This is a genomic window from Armatimonadota bacterium, from assembly GCA_017993055.1.
Classification (GTDB): Bacteria; Armatimonadota; UBA5829; order DTJY01; family DTJY01; genus JAGONM01.
Window position 1 is genome coordinate 46,817 of record JAGONM010000023.1, and the last position, 16,230, is coordinate 63,046.

Consider the following 16,230-nt stretch of genomic DNA (forward strand, 5'->3'; position numbering starts at 1 on the left):
CTGCCCCGGGATCGGCGGCCACTTACCCTTTCCGCCTCCCGGCCACTATGCGGTTGGAAGTCGGCCGACTGCGGCATTCAGGTTACACCCGTTCGGAGTCCCCCGGAAGCCGGCCGACTTCCATGTCCCTGCCGATTCCCTTTTACCCCGGCCAGAGTGTTTCTAAACATAACAAATAAAAACTTTTGAAACATTTTTGCACAGATGCCCACGTCCGCGTTCCTTGACACCTCAGCACCCTCTTGATATACTGGCCGCAGAGCGATGCGGCCTGCGGCGCGCGCTCCGTAGAGGACGACATGGAACGGACTCTTGTGCTGGTCAAACCGGACGCCGTGAGGCGCGGGCTGATCGGAGAGGTCATAGGCCGATTCGAGAGCCGCACGCTTCAGATCAAGGCCCTCAAGATGCTCCGGCCGACGGTCGAACTGGTCGAGAGGCACTACGAGGCCCACAGGGGCAAGGATTTCTTCGACGGCGTCGTCAGGTTCATGTCCTCCGGCCCGGTCGTCGCCCTGGTCGTCGCCGGTGACAATGCCGTCGCTCTGGTCAGGCAGATGATGGGCGGCCTCGATCCGCTGGACGCCGCCCCCGGCACGATTCGCGGCGATCTTACACTCAGCACCAGGGAGAACCTGGTACACGGCTCGGACTGCGCGGAGAACGCGGAGTCCGAGATAGCCATCTGGTTCGAGCCCGAGGAGATTCTCGAGTAGGACGAACCGCAGGACATTCATCAGATCATCCCCCCGAACATCCGCAGACACCCGACGTGCGTCAGACAAGGAGCGGTTGATGACAAGACTCAGCAGAAGAGACTTTCTCAAGGGCGCGGCAGTCGCCGGCGCCGGAATCAGCGCGGGAGTGCTCCCGATCGAGGCGCTCTCGGCCCCGAACGGCAAGTCGCGGATCGTGATCGTCAAAGGCGACAGAGTGCTCGGCGAGGCGAACGCGAGCACCGTGTCCGGCCTGAAGATGGCATCGGTAGGAGAGGTGGACCCCACGGTGAACCAGTCCGTGCTGAACTCGATGCTGTCAGCGGGGATGAAGGCCTACACCGGCCTGCCCTCCGAGGCCGCCGCATGGAAGAAACTGTTCAGGCCGACCGACGTCGTCGGCATCAAGGTCAACACGCTCTTCCGCGTCGGCGCATCCACTCATCCCGAACTCGCCGCCTCGATCATAGCGGGACTGAAGATCGCGGGCGTCAAAGAGGAGAACATCATCGTCTGGGATCGAAACGACAGGGAACTCACTCAGTCGGGCTTCGTCATCAACCGTGGCGGCACCCGAGTCGCGTGCTACGGCACGGAGGGCGAGTACGAGCCGGAGCGGACGACGGTCGGCAGTTTCAGCGGCAAGCTGAGCACGATCCTGACGAAGAAGATCAACGCCCTGATCAACGTCCCGATAGTCAAGGACCACAGCATATCCGGCGTGACCTGCGCGATGAAGAACCATTACGGCACTCACGACAATCCGAGCGCGCATCACGGCAACAACTGCGACCCGTTCCTTGCCGAGCTGAACTCGATCCCCGCGATCAGGGAGAAGACGCGCCTGATCGTGTGCGACGCGCTCAAGCCGCTGGCAAACGGCGGGCCGGGCTACAAGCCGGAGTTTGCATGGGAGTGCCGCTCGATAATGATCGGCGCGGACCCGGTCGCGGTTGACTATCAGGCATGGCAGATGATCGAGGAGCGCCGCAAGGAGATGGACCTCAAGCCGCTCGCGGAGTCCGGCCGCCCCACGAAGTTCATACAGACTGCCGCATCCATGGGCATCGGCACAAACGACCCGGCGAAGATCGAGATCATCCGAAAGACCGTATAGGAACATGGAAGCGCGGAAATACACGAAGACACGGAGGAAGCAATGACGGACAAGTTCACGCGCCGCGAGTTTCTGCGGCGCGCCGGAATAGCGGGCGCGGCGACGTGCGGCCTCGCGATAGCGGGGGACGAACTGCTCGGCATCCTTCAGGAAGCAGAAGCCGCCGGGTCGGTGCTCTCGATAGCGTCGGCGGGCAGCATCGAGGCCAAAGTCAAGAAGGCGATAGACGGGCTCGGCGGTATCGGCAAGTTCGTCAAGAAGGGGAAGTCGGTCGTCATCAAGCCGAACATCGCGTGGGCTCGCGCCCCGGAAGTGGCGGCGAACACCAACCCGCAGGTCCTGGCCGCGATCATCAGACTCTGCAAGCAGGCGGGGGCCGGCCGCATCACCGTTCTCGATCACACGTGCGACAACTGGCAGACGGCATTCGATCTGAGCGGCGCTAAGAAGGTCTGCGCCGACCAGAAGGTCCGCCTCGTCTCGGGGCACGCGAAGAGCATGTACAAGCCGGTGACGATCCCCAAGGGCAAGATACTGAAGGCGGACGAGTGCGCCCGGGAGATCATGGACGCCGACTGCTTCATCAATGTGCCGATAGCGAAGGTTCACGGCGCTTCCGGCATGACGGCGAGCATGAAGAACCTGATGGGCACGAACTGGGACCGCCAGAGCTGGCACCGCAAGGGACTCGACCAGTGCATCGCCGACTACGCCTCTGCCGTGAAGCCGAACCTGATCATTCTCGACGCCGTGCGAATCCTGCTCACCGGCGGCCCGAAGGGCCCCGGCACCACGAAGGACGTCGGGCAGATCATAGCGGCGACCGACCCGGTGGCGGTGGACGCATACGCGGCGAAGCTCCTCGGCAGAAACCCTTCGCAGGTAGGTCACATCGTGGCGGCGTCGAAGCTCGGCCTCGGCACGATGGACCTCGCCAAAGTCACGCAGAAGAAGGTCTGACGAGTGATCAGTGATTCGTGACTTACAGGTCTTCGTGCGAATCACCCATCACTCATCACGAATCACTGATCATGACACGTACCATCCGGCGGGTCAGCCAGGTGCTTTTCTTCGGGCTGTTCCTGTTTCTCGTCTTCAAAACCGCATATCCGCTCTGGAACGGCATCCCGTCCGACCTGCTCATGCAGCTCGACCCGCTGGCGGCCGCGGCCTCGATGCTCGCGTCCCGAAGCTTCATCCCCGAAATGGCGCTGTCGCTCATCGTCGTCGGCCTCACGATCCTGCTCGGGCGGGTCTTCTGCGGGTGGATATGCCCGATGGGCACGACCCTCGACCTGTCCGACCGGGTGTTCTTCCGCAAGCGCCACCACCGCGAAGGGTGGAGGATGCTGAGCCTGAAGTACTATGTCCTCGCGGGGCTGGCGGTCACGGCCGTCTTCACGATGCAGTTCGTCTACCTGCTCGATCCGCTCAGCCTGATCCACCGCGCCGTGGTTATCGGATTCGTCGCGCCGGTACAGATGACCGTCAAGTGGTTCGCCGATCACCTGTACGTCTGGTCGGGCAGCAGCTTCGGGCCGCTCGCCTCGGCAAGCATGTGGCTCGGCGACCGGATGGCGGCGTCGGCGTTCGTCTCGAGCCAGCAGACACACTTCCGCCAGGCATTCCTCGTGCTGGGGGTCTTCGTCGCGATCGTAGCGTTGAACGGCGTCTCGCGGCGGTTCTGGTGCCGGAACCTCTGCCCGCTCGGGGCCCTGCTGGGCCTGCTCTCGCGAGTCCCTCTGCTGAAGAGGGTCGTCGGATCCGGCTGCAACGACTGCTCCCGGTGCGCCCACGACTGCAAGATGGCGGCCATCCCTGAGAACCCCAGGCTCACCCGCCTGACCGAGTGCATCGAGTGCATGGATTGCGTGGAGGTCTGCCCGCGAGACGCGGTGAGCTTCCGGCTCAGGCCGAAGCCCGAGTTCCACCGCGAGACGAGCCTCGATCTTCGGCGCAGGCGCGTTCTCCAGGGGATGGGCATCGGCCTCGGTCTCGTGACAGTCGCCGCCGTCGATCCCGGTCGAAAGACGCCGGCCGTCGCCGGGTCGAGCATCAAGCTGAGCAGCGAGTACCTCATCCGGCCGCCCAACTCCTGCCCGGAAAGCAAGTTCGTCGCCCGGTGCACCCGGTGCGGCCTCTGCATGAAGGCCTGCCCGACGAACGGCCTCCAGCCCGCGCTGTTCGACGCCGGCATCGAGGGCATCTGGACGCCTGTGCTGGTCCCGCGAATCGGGCCGTGCACCGAGCAGTGCAACGCCTGCGGTCAGGTATGCCCGACCGACGCCATACAGCCGTTCGAGGTCGAGGCCAAGAAGGAGATCTTCATCGGCACCGCGGTCATTCTCCGCGACCAGTGCATCGCGTGGAACGCCGGGAAGCAGTGCATCGTCTGCGATGAGTACTGTTCCTACAAAGCCATCGAGTGGAAGGAAGAGGGCGGCGCGAGGGTGCCGACCGTCAACGAGGAGAAATGCGTCGGATGCGGGCTCTGCGAGGCCGCCTGCCCGATACAGCCGAAAGCCGCGATCCGCGTGTACTCCTTCGGCGACAGGCGGGGATCCTGAGATGATCGTTGACATTCACACGCATGCGTTCCCGGATGCGCTTGCGCCGAGGGCGATCGCCGCTCTATCCGAGTGCAGCAGCGTCCCCGCCCACACCGACGGCACGTGCGCCGGGCTGACGACCTCGATGCGGGCGGCGGGGATCGCCCGTTCGGCGGTGATGCCGATCGCCACGAAGCCTTCCCAGGTCGGAAGCATCAACCGCTGGGCCGCCGAGGTCAACCGGCAGTATCCCGGCCTGATCTGCTTCGGCACGCTCCACCCGCTTCAGGACGACTTGCGAGCCGAGATCGAGCGGATCGCCGGCGACGGCATCGTCGGCGTGAAGTTCCACCCGGACTATCAGGAGTTTTTCGTGGACGATCCGGCCCTGCTGCCGATGTATCGCGCTCTCGAGGAAGCGCGCCTGATCGTGCTCTTCCACGCGGGAGTGGACATCGGCCTGCCACCGCCGGTCCACTGCACGCCCGACCGCCTGGCGAGGGTTCTCGACGCCGTGCCGGAGATGACCGTCATCGCCGCGCACATGGGCGGCTATCAGTGCTGGGGGGAGGTGGAGCGCCATCTCGTCGGCCGGGAGCTGTTCTTCGACACGTCATACTCGCTCGCCGACCTCGGGCCTGATGCCATGGTCTCGCTGATGCGCGCACACGGCGTCGAGAGGGTGCTGTTCGCGACGGATTCACCCTGGACGGACCAGGCGCAGGAAGTCGCCGGGATACGCGGGCTCTCACTCTCTGAAGAGCAGACTGCGGCCGTACTAGGCGGGAATGCGATGCGTCTCCTGGGAGCGATGTGACCTACGGCCGTTCCCGCAGATACCCCCCGCACTCAATCAGCGCGCATCTGAGCGCATCAACATCAACGCCTGACGGTGACACTCCCGCACGGGCCGCCATCACCGCCGCCCGACCGGCCGCCTCTCCCACCGCCATGCAGGTTGACATCACCCGGACCGCCGCCAGAGCCTCGTGCGTCGTCGAGATGCACCGCCCGGCAACCAGCAGGTTCTCCACGCCCTGAGGCACCAGCGATCGGTACGGAATGTCGTAGCAATCGCCGCACCACTCCAGCGTGCAGTTGTCGTCGCCGGGGTGGTGGAGGTCCACCGGGTAGCTGCCGACTGCGACCGCGTCGTCGAACCTACGGCAGCTCAAGACGTCGTCCCTTGTCATGACGTACCGGCCGACGATGCGCCGGGTCTCGCGGATGCCGAGGAACGGGGCTATCCTGTCGAGGCGCGCGTTTTCGAAGCCGGGCACGTACTCGATGAGGTATCTGCGGATGTCGTCTATCTGGCCCGCGGCCTCCAGTTCGCCGAGCGCAAGGCTGCGCGGGTCAGTGCCGTCAACGCCTTTAACCCGCGTCATGTTGACCCAGACCTCGCCCTCGCGCAGGCCGGTGATCAGGATCGTCCTGTCTGTCGGGATCGAGAGGCCCGCCTGCCGCGCCTTCTCGATCAGCTTTCTGAGGCCGACGACGATGAAGCGTCGGTGCTCGAGGAAGTACTCCGGCGGGATGTAGTCCGCATCGTACGCCTGCGGGTCGCTCGCAAGGCTCATGCGGAGCTTCTCGGTATCCGCGCCGGCCATGCAGAACATCAGCGTGGGGGGCTGCATTCCGCCGAGATCGTCGCCCTTCCCGCACGGCACGCCGGCCAGGAACGCCGCGTCTCCGTCGCCCGTGCAGTCAATGACGACGTCGGCCTCGATCGCCCCGCGCCCCGACCCGCCCTCCGTGACGATCCCCCGAATCCGGCCGCCGTCCACGATGGCGTCCGCGCAGGCGGTGCGCAGAATGATCTCGACGCCGCTCTCCCGGAGCATATCAAGCGCGACGGTTTCCACAGCTTCGGGGGCGATCAGTGTGAGGCTGACGTGAAGCGGACAGGCCTGATGCTCGCCGGCCGCGCCGACTGCCCTGAGCCGGTCAATGAGCCTCTGCGGCAGGCCCGTGATGATCTGCTCGCCCTTCTGGCTGAGAAACCCGAGGACCGGCAGGCCGATGGTCAGATTGCCCCCGACGAATCCGCGCCGCTCGATCAGCGCCACCCTCGCCCCGCTATCGGCTGCCGCAACCGCCGCGATGATCCCCGAAGGCCCCCCGCCGACCACCAGGACGTCTGCCTCAGTGCGGTCAACGCCTTTCGTCAAGCGCCACCTCGGCTGATACGAAGTAATGGTCGCTCGGGTACCGTCCGTCCCTGCCCTCGCGTATGATCTCCGCGACCGTGGGCTTGACCGGACCCCGGCAGAAGACGAAGTCGATCTTGCCGACCTTGCCCACGTACTTCGGCCCGATGAACCCGTGGAACGTGTTTCCGGGATCGTCCGGGCCGTGGACGGCGGTGTACGTGTCCACCCATCCGCCCTCTTTCAACGCTCTGATCGCCGGATTGGAGGCGTCCGCGTTGCAGTCGGCGGTAAAGAACTGAGGGAGATCGGCGGGGAAGGGCTTCGCGCCTTCGACGATGAGGCGGGCCTGCCCCTCCCGGGACTTCTGCCCGACATGGTCGAAATGGCTGTTCCACACCCGGATTTCCCTGCCCGACGTCCGGTCGCTGAGATCCACCCAGTTTACGAACCTCGGCAGGGATGAGTCCCAGGACTTGGAGTTTGCGACGTGGGGCGTCTCCGACAGCCAGTGCCCTCCCGCCGTTATCAGCTCGAAGCGGGAGCGGAGATAGAGGATGGCGTTCGACGGGTTGTACCCGGTCACGGTGTTGGAGATCCCGTATCCGTCGTATGTGGGAAGCCCCCGTTTGAGGTCCGCGTACTGGTTGCCCTTGCACTCCTGCACGCAGATGACGTCCGGGTGCTGGCCGTACATCACCTCCACGCACATCCCCCTGCGGTCTTTCCAGCCGTTGCCCTCGTCCGCGTCCGCCTGGACGTCCACCCTGATGTTGCAGCAGATGATCTTCAGTGTGTCGCTCAAATCCCCACCTCGGCGGACAGAAAGTAGTGGTCGCTCGGGTACTTCCCGTCCCGGCTATCGCAGATGATTCCGGCGGCCAGCGTCTCCACGGGACCGCGAGTGAAGATGAAGTCTATCTTGCCGACCCCGTTCTTCGGGTCATACTTCGGGCCGAGAAACCCATGGTACGTGAATCCCGGGTCCGACGGCCCGTGTATCGCCGCGTAGGTATCGTTCCACCCGCCGGCGATGAGGTTGCGGATCGCCGGGTCGGACGCGTCCGCGTTGCAGTCGGCGGTGAAGATCTGGGGCAGGCTGTCCGAGATCGCCCGCGAGGACTCGACGATCAACCGGCCCTGCTCGACCCGGGCAGTCCGGCCGATGTGATCGAGATGGCTGTTCCAGACCCTGAACTCCAGCCGCGAGTCCCGCTCCTTCAGGTTCACGTAGTTGGCGAACCTCGAGCGGGCCGAATCCCAGGACAGCGACCCCTCGACGTGCGGCGTCTCGGAGAGCCAGAACCCGCCCGCCGAGATCGTCTCGAACCGGCCGCGGGCGAAGAAGATGGCATTTGTCGGGTTGAACTCAGGGTCCGGGTTCGCAAGTCCGAAGCTGTCGTACTCCGGAAGCCCGCTACTCAAGAACCCGTAGTGAGCCTCTCTGCATTCCTGCAGGCATATCACGTCGGCCTTCTGCGCGCGGATCACCTCCAGGCACAGGTCCTTGCGGTCGTCCCAGCCGTTTCGCGTCTCGTGGTCCGCGGGTACGTCCACCCGTATGTTGCAGCACAGTATCTTCAGCCGAACGTTCATGCTCCCACTCCTGCTCGATCCCGATGTATCATATGGGACAGACGGGGCCTATGCTCCCACCAGACCTTCCAGCCCCGTCTCCCTGATCGCCTTCTCGACGTTCGCCAGGGTCTCGCCGAGCGTCCCCGTCATTCCAACTTCCATGACCGGCCTGCCCCTGAAGCCCCGCATCGCCTCGACGAACTCCCTCCACGCGATCGTGCCGCGCCCCGGGATGAGGTGCTCGTCCCTCCCGCACGCGCTGTTGTCGTGAAGGTGCGCGACCAATGCCCTCTCCGCCAGCGCGCGGGCGATCTCTACGAGCCTGTGCGCCAGGTGGGCGTGTCCGGTGTCAATGCACGTCCCGACCGACGGGAAGCCCTCGATCAGACCGAGGAGATCGCGCTCGTTCGCGGTGAAGTACGGCGGCGGGAAGTTCTCGACCGCAAGCCCGACACTGCGCTCCGATGCCGCCGGAATGAGGCGCTGCAGCGACCGACCGAACGCCTCGACGTTGCCGCCGTCCCAGCGCTCTGCCGCCGTCATGCTCCTGACGTGGATCGTCATGCTTCCGGCCTTCAGGCGAGAGGCGGCTTCCAGCGCCAGCATCGCCTCGCGCACCGCATGGCTCCACCCGTCCGCGTCAGTCGCGGCCAGATCCACATCGTAGAAAGGCGCGTGCAGGGTGACTTCGGCGTTGGTCCAGCCGTCGAGCCCGCGAAGCGCGTCCTCGACATAAGCGCGGTTGCCCGGCTCGAAATGCCCCGGCTTGCAGAGGATCTCCACGCCGCCGAAACCGGCCGCCCGGACTTGCGCTATCGCCTCTGAGTGCCGGACTCCCTGCCACGCGACCGATGATATCAGAAACCTGTCTATCACAGGAGGCCTCTCCAGTACTCGAGCGACCGCCGGCACGCATCCTCGATTTCATCGTCAGGCAGACCGCACCACTTCGGCACGAGTTCGATCGTCGAGATGCCGTCGAACCCGATCTCTCGGAGCACGCGCGCGGCCTCTGCCATGTCCGCGTTAGGCGCATAGGGAGGCGCGTGCTGGTCCCTCGTCCCGTCGTTGCTGTGGACGTGCAGTTCCGCGATCTCCCAGGGGATCCGTCTGAGATACGCCTCGACGGCGCCCGGATCCAGCGGCCGGGGATCGTGCCTCGGCTCGCGAAGGCGGAGGTTCATGTGGCCGAGGTCAATCAGAACCCCAAGGTGCGGGTAACGCTCCCTCAACCCATCGATCCGCACGGCCTCTTCGGGGTACAGCGGGCAGTCCTCGAGCAGCACCTTGACGCCTGTCCCGCTCATGGTTCGCAGCACGTCCTCCAGCATGCCGAGTATACGCTCAGGCTCCTTCCGGCTGCAGCAGCCTGGGATCGGCGTGCCCGGCACATCATAGGATGTACACGCGACCCGTCCGGTGCGCTCGTGCAGCCGGGCGATGCGCTCCGCCCGGCGCGCTGCAACCTGCGAATCCTGGGACTCATCGGTGAAGCCGCCGTGGAACGTCAGCGCGAGGTCGTGCTCGTCGGCTGTCTCGGCGATCCTCGACTCGTCCTCGTCGGACAGCAGATCGAGCGAGCGGTTGTTGATGCTCGCGGCCGTGTAACCCATCTCGGCGAACATGCGCAGTTTGACCGCGATATCGTCACCCTCGAAGTTCCACACAGCTATGCCGATCCCGGACATCAGCGCCCTCCACCCTTGAGTTCTTCTTCCCCCGGCCCCGAACCTCCCCGCCCGCGTCCGGCCTGGCGATTTGTGCCGACGCCCGCCGATCTGCTATGATTCCCGTCGAGAGATATCCCATGGCCAAGACACAGACCAAGTTCGTCTGCCAGCAGTGCGGCTGCGAGTCGCTCAAGTGGCTCGGGCGGTGCCCCGACTGCGACCAGTGGAATACGTTCGCTGAGGAAACCGTCGCGCGCGAGAAGTCGTCGGCCCGAAAGACGGCCGCCGTCCTCCACAACGCGCCGAGGCCGATCGGCGAGGTGACCGCGGGCGAGCACAGGCGCCACCGCACCGGCATCGGCGAGTTCGACCGCGTGCTCGGCGGAGGCATCGTCCCCGGGTCGGTCGTGCTGATCGGAGGAGACCCGGGCATCGGGAAGTCCACGATCCTCACCCAGGCGGCGGACAACCTGAGCCCCGACGGGCGCATCAGCCTCTACGTCTCCGGCGAGGAGTCCGTCGAGCAGATCAAGCTCCGCGCGGACCGGCTCGGCGTCAAGACGGACACGCTCTACCTCGTTGCCGAGACGGACATCGAGCAGATCGAGGCGTGCATCTCCTCGCTGAACCCCGGCGCGGTGATCGTGGACTCGATCCAGACGATGTACGACCCTTCGCTCGAATCGGCCCCGGCGACCGTCAGCCAGGTGCGCACATGCACGGCGGCGCTCACGCGGATCGCCAAGAGCACAGACACGCCTGTCTTCATAGTCGGGCACGTCACCAAGGAAGGCTCTATCGCGGGCCCGCGCGTGCTGGAGCACATAGTGGACACGGTGCTCTATTTCGAGGGCGACCGTCATCAGACTTACCGGATTCTCCGCGCCGTCAAGAACCGGTTCGGCTCGACGGACGAACTCGGCATCTTCGAGATGCGCGAGGACGGCCTGCGGGAGGTCGGCAACCCGTCAGAGATACTGCTCTCGGAGCGGCCCCTGCACGGGCCCGGGTCCGTCGTCGCGGCGACTATCGAAGGCACGCGGCCGCTTCTCGTCGAGGTCCAGGCCCTCGTCGCCCAGTCTTACTTCGCGAGCCCGAGGCGGATGGCGACCGGCGTGGACTACAACCGCGCGATGCTCATACTCGCCGTGCTCGAGAAGCGCGTCGGCCTCAGCCTCGCCAACAAGGACGTGTACATCAACGTTGCGGGCGGCGTGAAGGTCATGGAACCGGCGCTCGACCTCGCCATCGCGGTCGCGGTCGCGTCCAACCTGAAGGACCTCCCGGTCGAGCCGAACACGGTCGTCGTCGGCGAGGTCGGTCTCGCGGGCGAGGTGCGAGGGGTCAGCCAGATCGAGAAGCGGGTGAAGGAAGCGGCGAGGCTCGGCTTTGATCGGGTGATCACCTCCGTGCACAGCACCTCCCGGGCGCGGGCTGACGGAGGCATCGAGGTGAAGGGCGTCGAAACCCTTTTCAAGGCCGTCGAGCTTGCGATCGGCGAGTTCAAGCGAAAGAAGAACGCATGACTTCCAGCGACCGACATGCCGGAGGGGCGAGCGCATCGCTCAGGGAGCGGATCAACCGCCTGAAGGGCGCCGCGAACGCGGTGATCCTCGCGCACAACTACCAGCTCGACGAGATCCAGGAGATCGCCGACTTCACGGGCGACTCGCTCGAACTGAGCCGGAAGGCGGCCTCGACTTCCGCCGAAGTGATCGTCTTCTGCGGCGTACACTTCATGGCCGAGACGGCGAAGATCCTCTCGCCCGCGAAGACCGTCCTTCTGCCGGATCTGAAGGCCGGGTGCCCGATGGCGGACATGATCAACGCCGAGCAGCTCCGGGCGTTCAAGGCGGAGTATCCCGGCCGCCCCGTCGCCGCCTACGTGAACACTTCAGCCGAGGTTAAGGCCGAGAGCGACGTCTGCTGCACGTCGGCCAACGCAGTCAAGGTCGTGGAATCGCTCGACGAAGACGAGGTGATCTTCGTCCCGGACAAGTGCCTCGGCGACTACGTGGCGTCAAAGACGTCGAAGAAGATCATTCTCTATCCGGGGTACTGCCCCACCCACCACCGGATCAGGCCGGAGGACATCCTCCGCCGGAAGTCCGAGCATCCCGACGCCTATGTGATGGTTCACCCGGAGTGTACCCGCGCGGTCGTTCAGCTCGCGGACGGCGTGTTCAGCACGTCGGGGATGATACGATTCGCCAGGGAGAGCTCCCATCGGGAGTTTATCGTCGGCACGGAGAAGGGCATACTGCATCGTCTGCATCAGGAGAGCCCCGGGAAGAAGTTCTTCACGCCGACGGACAATACGATCTGCCCGAACATGAAGAAGATCACGCTGGAGAAACTTCTCTGGTCGCTCGAAGATATGCAGTACCCGATCGAGCTTTCTGCCGATATAATGGATAGGGCGCGCGGGGCAATCCGGCGAATGATCGAGATCGCGTAGCCATCCGAACGAGGACGCCGCAGGCGGTACAGCATGAACCTGAACTATCTGGAAGTGGAAGAAACCGTCCGAAGGGCGCTTGACGAGGACATCGGCGCGGGCGATGTCACGACCGCGCTCACCGTCTCTTCGTCGGCCGTCTCGAACGCGAGGATAATCGCAAGGGAAGAAGGGATCATCGCCGGACTTCCCGTCGCGGCGATCTGCTTCCGACTGGTCGCCGAGAGCTACTCCGCCGGGCACATGACGGTCATAAAGCGCGTGCGCCCGCCTCACACCGCCGCCGTGCGGATAGAGGGACTCCCTCAGGCGGGCAAGCCGATCCGGATCACCGCCAAGCACCTCGGCAAGCCGGCGGTGAACGTCACCGGCGGGCCCGTCGCCCCGCGGAAGTCAAGCGAGCGCGAGTCCAACCTGGCGTTTCGCGCCGAGCTATCCGACGGCGCGATGGTTCAGTCCGGAGACATCATCGCGGAGATCACCGGTCCCACGGTCGCCATTCTCACGGCGGAGCGGACCGCCCTGAACTTCCTCCAGCGGCTGTCCGGGATCGCTACCAGGACTGCGCGGCTGGTCAGCCTCGTCGAGGGCACGGGCGCGGTCGTGATGGACACCCGCAAGACCACTCCGGGGCTGCGCAGCCTCGAGAAGTACGCAGTCCGGCGAGGCGGAGGGCGAAACCACCGTTTCGGGCTCTACGACGCGGTACTAATCAAGGACAACCACATCGAGGCGGCCGGCGGAATCGCGGAGGCGATCGAGGCGGCGCGGGCGGACGCGTCCCACCTGATGAAGATCGAGGCCGAGGCGGAGACCCTCGCGCAGGTCGAGACGGCGCTCGAAGCCGGCGCCGACATCATCCTGCTCGACAACATGAGTCCGGCTGACCTGAAGAAGGCCGTCAAGGCGTGCAGAGGGCGCGCTCTCACCGAGGCATCCGGAAACGTCACCGAGAAGAACATCCTCGAGGTCGCCAAGACCGGGGTTGACATGATCTCGGTCGGCGCGTTGACTCACTCCGTGGACGCCCTGGATCTCAGCCTCGAGATAACGGGATGATCCCGATTCGTCCGGCACGCCGCTGATGCGATACTCCATCCACCGATTCGATTCGGTTGCCTCGACGAACGACCTGGCGGCGCGAATGGCCGGCGACGGCGCGCCGGAGGGCACGGTCGTCGCCGCCGACGAGCAGAGCGCGGGGCGCGGGCGTCTGGGACGCCGATGGATATCCCCGCCGGACTCCGGCCTTTATCTGAGCATCGTGCTCCGCCCGCAGATTCCCGCCGATTCTCACTGGCAGCTCGCCTTCGTGTGTTCCCTGGCGGTCGCCGAGGCCGTTCGGGCCGCAACCGGTCTGGCGGCTCAGACCAAGTGGCCGAACGACGTGCTGCTGAACGGCCGCAAGGTCGCCGGAGTTCTCGTCGAGAGATGCCGAGCCGCTGACGGCGCGGTGATCGCCGGCATCGGGATCAACGTCAACACGGCCGACTGGCCCGCGGAGATCGCTGAGTCCGCCACATCCATACTGCTGGAGTCCCTCGAGGCGGCGTCGCGGCCGGAGATCGAGAGGGCGGTGCTGGACGCCTTAGACGCACGGTACGAGGCGCTGAAGAGCGAGGGATTTTCGCCGATACTCGACGCGTGGCGCGGCCTCGACTGCACCGTCGGGCGCGAGGTGGAAGTGCGGGCGGCGGACGGCGTTGTCAGGGGAGTCGCGGCGGCGGTGAGCGAGTCGGGGAGCCTGATCGTTCGCTCGGGCGGCGGCGCGCTCACGGAGATCAGTGCGGGGGACGTGCTGCTCGCGGGTTAGTCACCGCCTGGTGACAATCGCCGCACGCCCTGGAGGCGGTCAAAATGCCTGTCGAAAGAGTAGATGTCCGTCACTCCGCAGGCGACCATGCGCACGGCGGCGAGAGCATCAACGAAGTCCACCTTCTTCTCCTCAAACAGCACAAGAGCCTGCATCAACTCCGTCTTGCGGTCGCTGATGATTGAATCGCTGACCAGGAAGCTCCGAAGCGTCGGCGCGATCTCATCGGCTGTGAACCCGTAGTAGGACTGCAGCACCCATACGACCTCGGCGATGACCATTTCATCAACGACAAGCTCGATGTGGCCGTCTTCCGCCAGCCCGAAGAGTCGGGCAGCTCTCTCCGCCATGTCGGGCGGATCGTTCGTGATGAAGCGCAGGATCACGTTTGCGTCAACGTATGCCCGCTTCATCGGCTGTGCCGCTCCCCGATACCGCGGCCGGTTTCCTCTCGGATCGCGTCATGCCCCGGGTACGGACGACTCGCAGGCAGCCGGCCCTTCAGCTCGGAGAGCCTGCTTCTGGGGACGGCGCGCAGGATCGCCGTGTTGCCGTCAACTACTATGACGACGTGGTCTTCATCCGATATGCCCAGGGAATCCCGGATGTCTTTGGGTATAGTGATCTGGCCCTTTCGAGTAACCTTGGCAACGCTCATGAGTTCCTCCCGTTTCCCACCGTAACGACATTATACCATATCGCATTACTTTTCGACCAATGTAATGCGAGCGTTTGACGATCTTTCGGCCCACATGATATACTTCACCGTTCGAGTCTGCTGGACGCGACGGCGTCTCGAAGGAGTGAGAGTCATGTCCGGTCATTCCAAGTGGCACAACATAAGACTTCGAAAGGGCAAGCAGGATGCCGAACGCGGCAAGATGTTCACCAAGCTGGCCCGCGACATCATCGTCGCCGCGCGCGAAGGCGGAGGAAACCCGGACGCCAACAACCAGCTCAAACTCGCCGTCCAGAAAGCCCGCGAGAACAGCATGCCCGCCGACAACATCAAGCGCGCGATCCAGCGCGGCGCCGGAGGGGTCGACGGAGCAAACTACGAGGAGATCATCTACGAGGGGTACGGGCCGGGCGGCGTGGCGGTCTTGGTGAACTGCCTGACCGACAACCGCAACCGGACGGTCTCGGAACTGAGAACGACCTTCTCGAAGAACAACGGGAGCCTCGGCGAGTCGGGCTGCGTCGCATGGATGTTCGATCCCAAGGGGGTCGTCACGATTCAGAAGGATACCGTTGACGAGGACACCCTGATGCTGGCTGCTCTCGACGCCGGGGCCGAGGACATCCTCACCGAAGGCGACGTGTACGAGGTCTACTCCTCGGTCGAGGGGCTGGCAAGCCTCCGCCAGGCTCTCACCGATGCCGGGATCGAGTTCGTCAGCGCGGAAGCCACTATGCTGCCCAAGAGCACCGTGAAGCTCGATGCGAAGACGGCGATGCAGGTTCTGCGGATGATGGACCAGCTCGAAGACCTCGACGACGTACAGCAGGTGCATGCGAACTTCGACATTGACGAGGAAATCCTCGAGGCCGCCGCCGCAGAGTAGCCTCTCCCCGGGGCGTCACACCTTGAAACGCACTACCATGATGTCCCCGTCGCGCATGACGTAGTCCTTCGTCTCCAGCTTCATCAGTCCTGCGGCCTTTGCCGCCTCCCAGGAACCCGCCTTCGCGAAGTCGTCGTACGGCACTATCTCCGCGCGGATGAAGCCGCGCTCCAGGTCCGAATGTATCTTCCCGGCGGCCTCGACCGCCTTCGCGCCTTTGTCCACCGTCCAGGCCCGGACTTCATCCTCGCCTGAGGTGAAGAACGAGAGCAGGCCGAGCGCGCGGTATGCGCTCTGCACGACCCTGTTCCGCGCGGGTTCCGCGATGCCGAGCGCCTCCAGGTACTCCTTCTCCTCGTCCTCCGGAAGCTGGGCGACTTCCATCTCGATGTTCGCGGCAAGCTCGATCAGCTCCATGCCTTCGGACTCGCAGTAGGAACGCAATCCCTCCAGGAGCGGGCTGTCCGCCTGGCCGATCACGTCCTCACCGACGTTGGCGACGATGATCATCGGCTTCAGAGTAAGGAAGTCGAAGCTGCGGATCATCTTGACCTCGTCGTTCGACAGGTCGAGTTCCTTGAGCGGCTTTTCGTTCTCGAGCTGGTCTCTGATCT

General features: G+C 64.7%; 18 protein-coding genes. 10 read left to right on the forward strand and 8 right to left on the reverse strand.

Features of this window, described 5'->3' with window-relative positions:
- Window positions 1–299: 299 nt before the first annotated feature.
- From ndk to KBC96_09945, 5 genes are all read left to right on the forward strand, one after another.
- Window positions 300–716 (forward strand): nucleoside-diphosphate kinase, encoded by a 417-nt coding sequence (gene ndk / locus KBC96_09925; GenBank protein ID MBP6964712.1) that lies wholly within the window; start codon window positions 300–302, stop codon window positions 714–716.
- 79 nt (window positions 717–795) lie between these two features.
- Window positions 796–1,833, forward strand: a complete 1,038-nt coding sequence (locus KBC96_09930) for a DUF362 domain-containing protein (protein ID MBP6964713.1) — start codon at window positions 796–798, stop codon at window positions 1,831–1,833.
- Window positions 1,834–1,875: 42 nt separating this feature from the next.
- Window positions 1,876–2,793, forward strand: a complete 918-nt coding sequence (locus KBC96_09935) for a DUF362 domain-containing protein (GenBank protein ID MBP6964714.1) — start codon at window positions 1,876–1,878, stop codon at window positions 2,791–2,793.
- A gap of 71 nt (window positions 2,794–2,864) precedes the next feature.
- Window positions 2,865–4,400 carry a 4Fe-4S dicluster domain-containing protein gene (locus tag KBC96_09940; GenBank protein MBP6964715.1) on the forward strand — a complete coding sequence of 512 codons (1,536 nt, stop codon included), beginning with the start codon at window positions 2,865–2,867 and terminating at the stop codon, window positions 4,398–4,400.
- Window position 4,401: 1 nt separating this feature from the next.
- Window positions 4,402–5,199 (forward strand): amidohydrolase family protein, encoded by a 798-nt coding sequence (locus KBC96_09945; GenBank protein ID MBP6964716.1) that lies wholly within the window; start codon window positions 4,402–4,404, stop codon window positions 5,197–5,199.
- 1 nt (window position 5,200) lies between these two features.
- On the opposite strand, the gene KBC96_09950 is transcribed toward KBC96_09945, so the two are convergent.
- The 5 genes from KBC96_09950 to KBC96_09970 are packed head-to-tail and all read right to left on the reverse strand — an operon-like array spanning window position 5,201 to window position 9,798.
- On the reverse strand, window positions 5,201–6,580 hold the full coding sequence (locus KBC96_09950) for an FAD-dependent oxidoreductase (protein ID MBP6964717.1): 1,380 nt from the start codon (window positions 6,578–6,580) through the stop codon (window positions 5,201–5,203).
- Window positions 6,537–7,337: an endonuclease/exonuclease/phosphatase family protein gene (locus KBC96_09955; protein ID MBP6964718.1), complete on the reverse strand. Its 801-nt coding sequence runs from the start codon at window positions 7,335–7,337 to the stop codon at window positions 6,537–6,539. Before KBC96_09955 ends, KBC96_09950 begins: the two co-directional genes overlap by 44 nt.
- Window positions 7,334–8,128 (reverse strand): endonuclease/exonuclease/phosphatase family protein, encoded by a 795-nt coding sequence (locus KBC96_09960; protein ID MBP6964719.1) that lies wholly within the window; start codon window positions 8,126–8,128, stop codon window positions 7,334–7,336. The genes KBC96_09955 and KBC96_09960 overlap by 4 nt, the downstream gene beginning before the upstream one ends.
- 48 nt (window positions 8,129–8,176) lie before the next feature.
- Window positions 8,177–8,986, reverse strand: coding sequence for a sugar phosphate isomerase/epimerase (locus KBC96_09965; GenBank protein MBP6964720.1), 810 nt, complete (start codon window positions 8,984–8,986; stop codon window positions 8,177–8,179).
- Entirely contained in the window at window positions 8,983–9,798 is an 816-nt protein-coding gene (locus tag KBC96_09970; protein ID MBP6964721.1) for a sugar phosphate isomerase/epimerase, read from the reverse strand. The genes KBC96_09965 and KBC96_09970 overlap by 4 nt, the downstream gene beginning before the upstream one ends.
- A gap of 119 nt (window positions 9,799–9,917) precedes the next feature.
- Between KBC96_09970 and radA the strand changes: the two genes are divergently transcribed.
- From radA to KBC96_09990, 4 genes are read left to right on the forward strand one after another with little or no spacing between them, the layout of a single operon-like run.
- Window positions 9,918–11,306 carry a DNA repair protein RadA gene (gene radA, locus KBC96_09975; protein ID MBP6964722.1) on the forward strand — a complete coding sequence of 463 codons (1,389 nt, stop codon included), beginning with the start codon at window positions 9,918–9,920 and terminating at the stop codon, window positions 11,304–11,306.
- The gene (nadA, locus tag KBC96_09980; protein MBP6964723.1) at window positions 11,303–12,238 is read left to right on the forward strand and encodes a quinolinate synthase NadA; all 936 of its coding nucleotides are present in this window, start codon (window positions 11,303–11,305) and stop codon (window positions 12,236–12,238) included. The genes radA and nadA overlap by 4 nt, the downstream gene beginning before the upstream one ends.
- A gap of 33 nt (window positions 12,239–12,271) precedes the next feature.
- Complete coding sequence (nadC, locus tag KBC96_09985; protein MBP6964724.1) at window positions 12,272–13,297, forward strand: carboxylating nicotinate-nucleotide diphosphorylase; 1,026 nt, start codon at window positions 12,272–12,274, stop codon at window positions 13,295–13,297.
- 25 nt (window positions 13,298–13,322) lie between these two features.
- The gene (locus KBC96_09990) at window positions 13,323–14,051 is read left to right on the forward strand and encodes a biotin--[acetyl-CoA-carboxylase] ligase (protein ID MBP6964725.1); all 729 of its coding nucleotides are present in this window, start codon (window positions 13,323–13,325) and stop codon (window positions 14,049–14,051) included.
- Here the strand turns inward: KBC96_09990 and KBC96_09995 are convergent.
- Both KBC96_09995 and KBC96_10000 read right to left on the reverse strand, forming a co-directional pair.
- Entirely contained in the window at window positions 14,048–14,464 is a 417-nt protein-coding gene (locus KBC96_09995; protein ID MBP6964726.1) for a PIN domain-containing protein, read from the reverse strand. The genes KBC96_09990 and KBC96_09995 overlap by 4 nt on opposite strands.
- A complete protein-coding gene (locus KBC96_10000) occupies window positions 14,461–14,709 on the reverse strand; it encodes an AbrB/MazE/SpoVT family DNA-binding domain-containing protein (protein MBP6964727.1) in 249 nt (82 codons plus the stop codon). The genes KBC96_09995 and KBC96_10000 overlap by 4 nt, the downstream gene beginning before the upstream one ends.
- A 154-nt stretch (window positions 14,710–14,863) precedes the next feature.
- Between KBC96_10000 and KBC96_10005 the strand changes: the two genes are divergently transcribed.
- Window positions 14,864–15,616 (forward strand): YebC/PmpR family DNA-binding transcriptional regulator, encoded by a 753-nt coding sequence (locus tag KBC96_10005; GenBank protein MBP6964728.1) that lies wholly within the window; start codon window positions 14,864–14,866, stop codon window positions 15,614–15,616.
- A 15-nt stretch (window positions 15,617–15,631) separates the two neighbouring features.
- Here KBC96_10005 and KBC96_10010 read toward each other — a convergent pair.
- On the reverse strand, window positions 15,632–16,230 hold a 599-nt coding region (locus tag KBC96_10010; GenBank protein MBP6964729.1), incomplete at its 5' end, for a DUF933 domain-containing protein.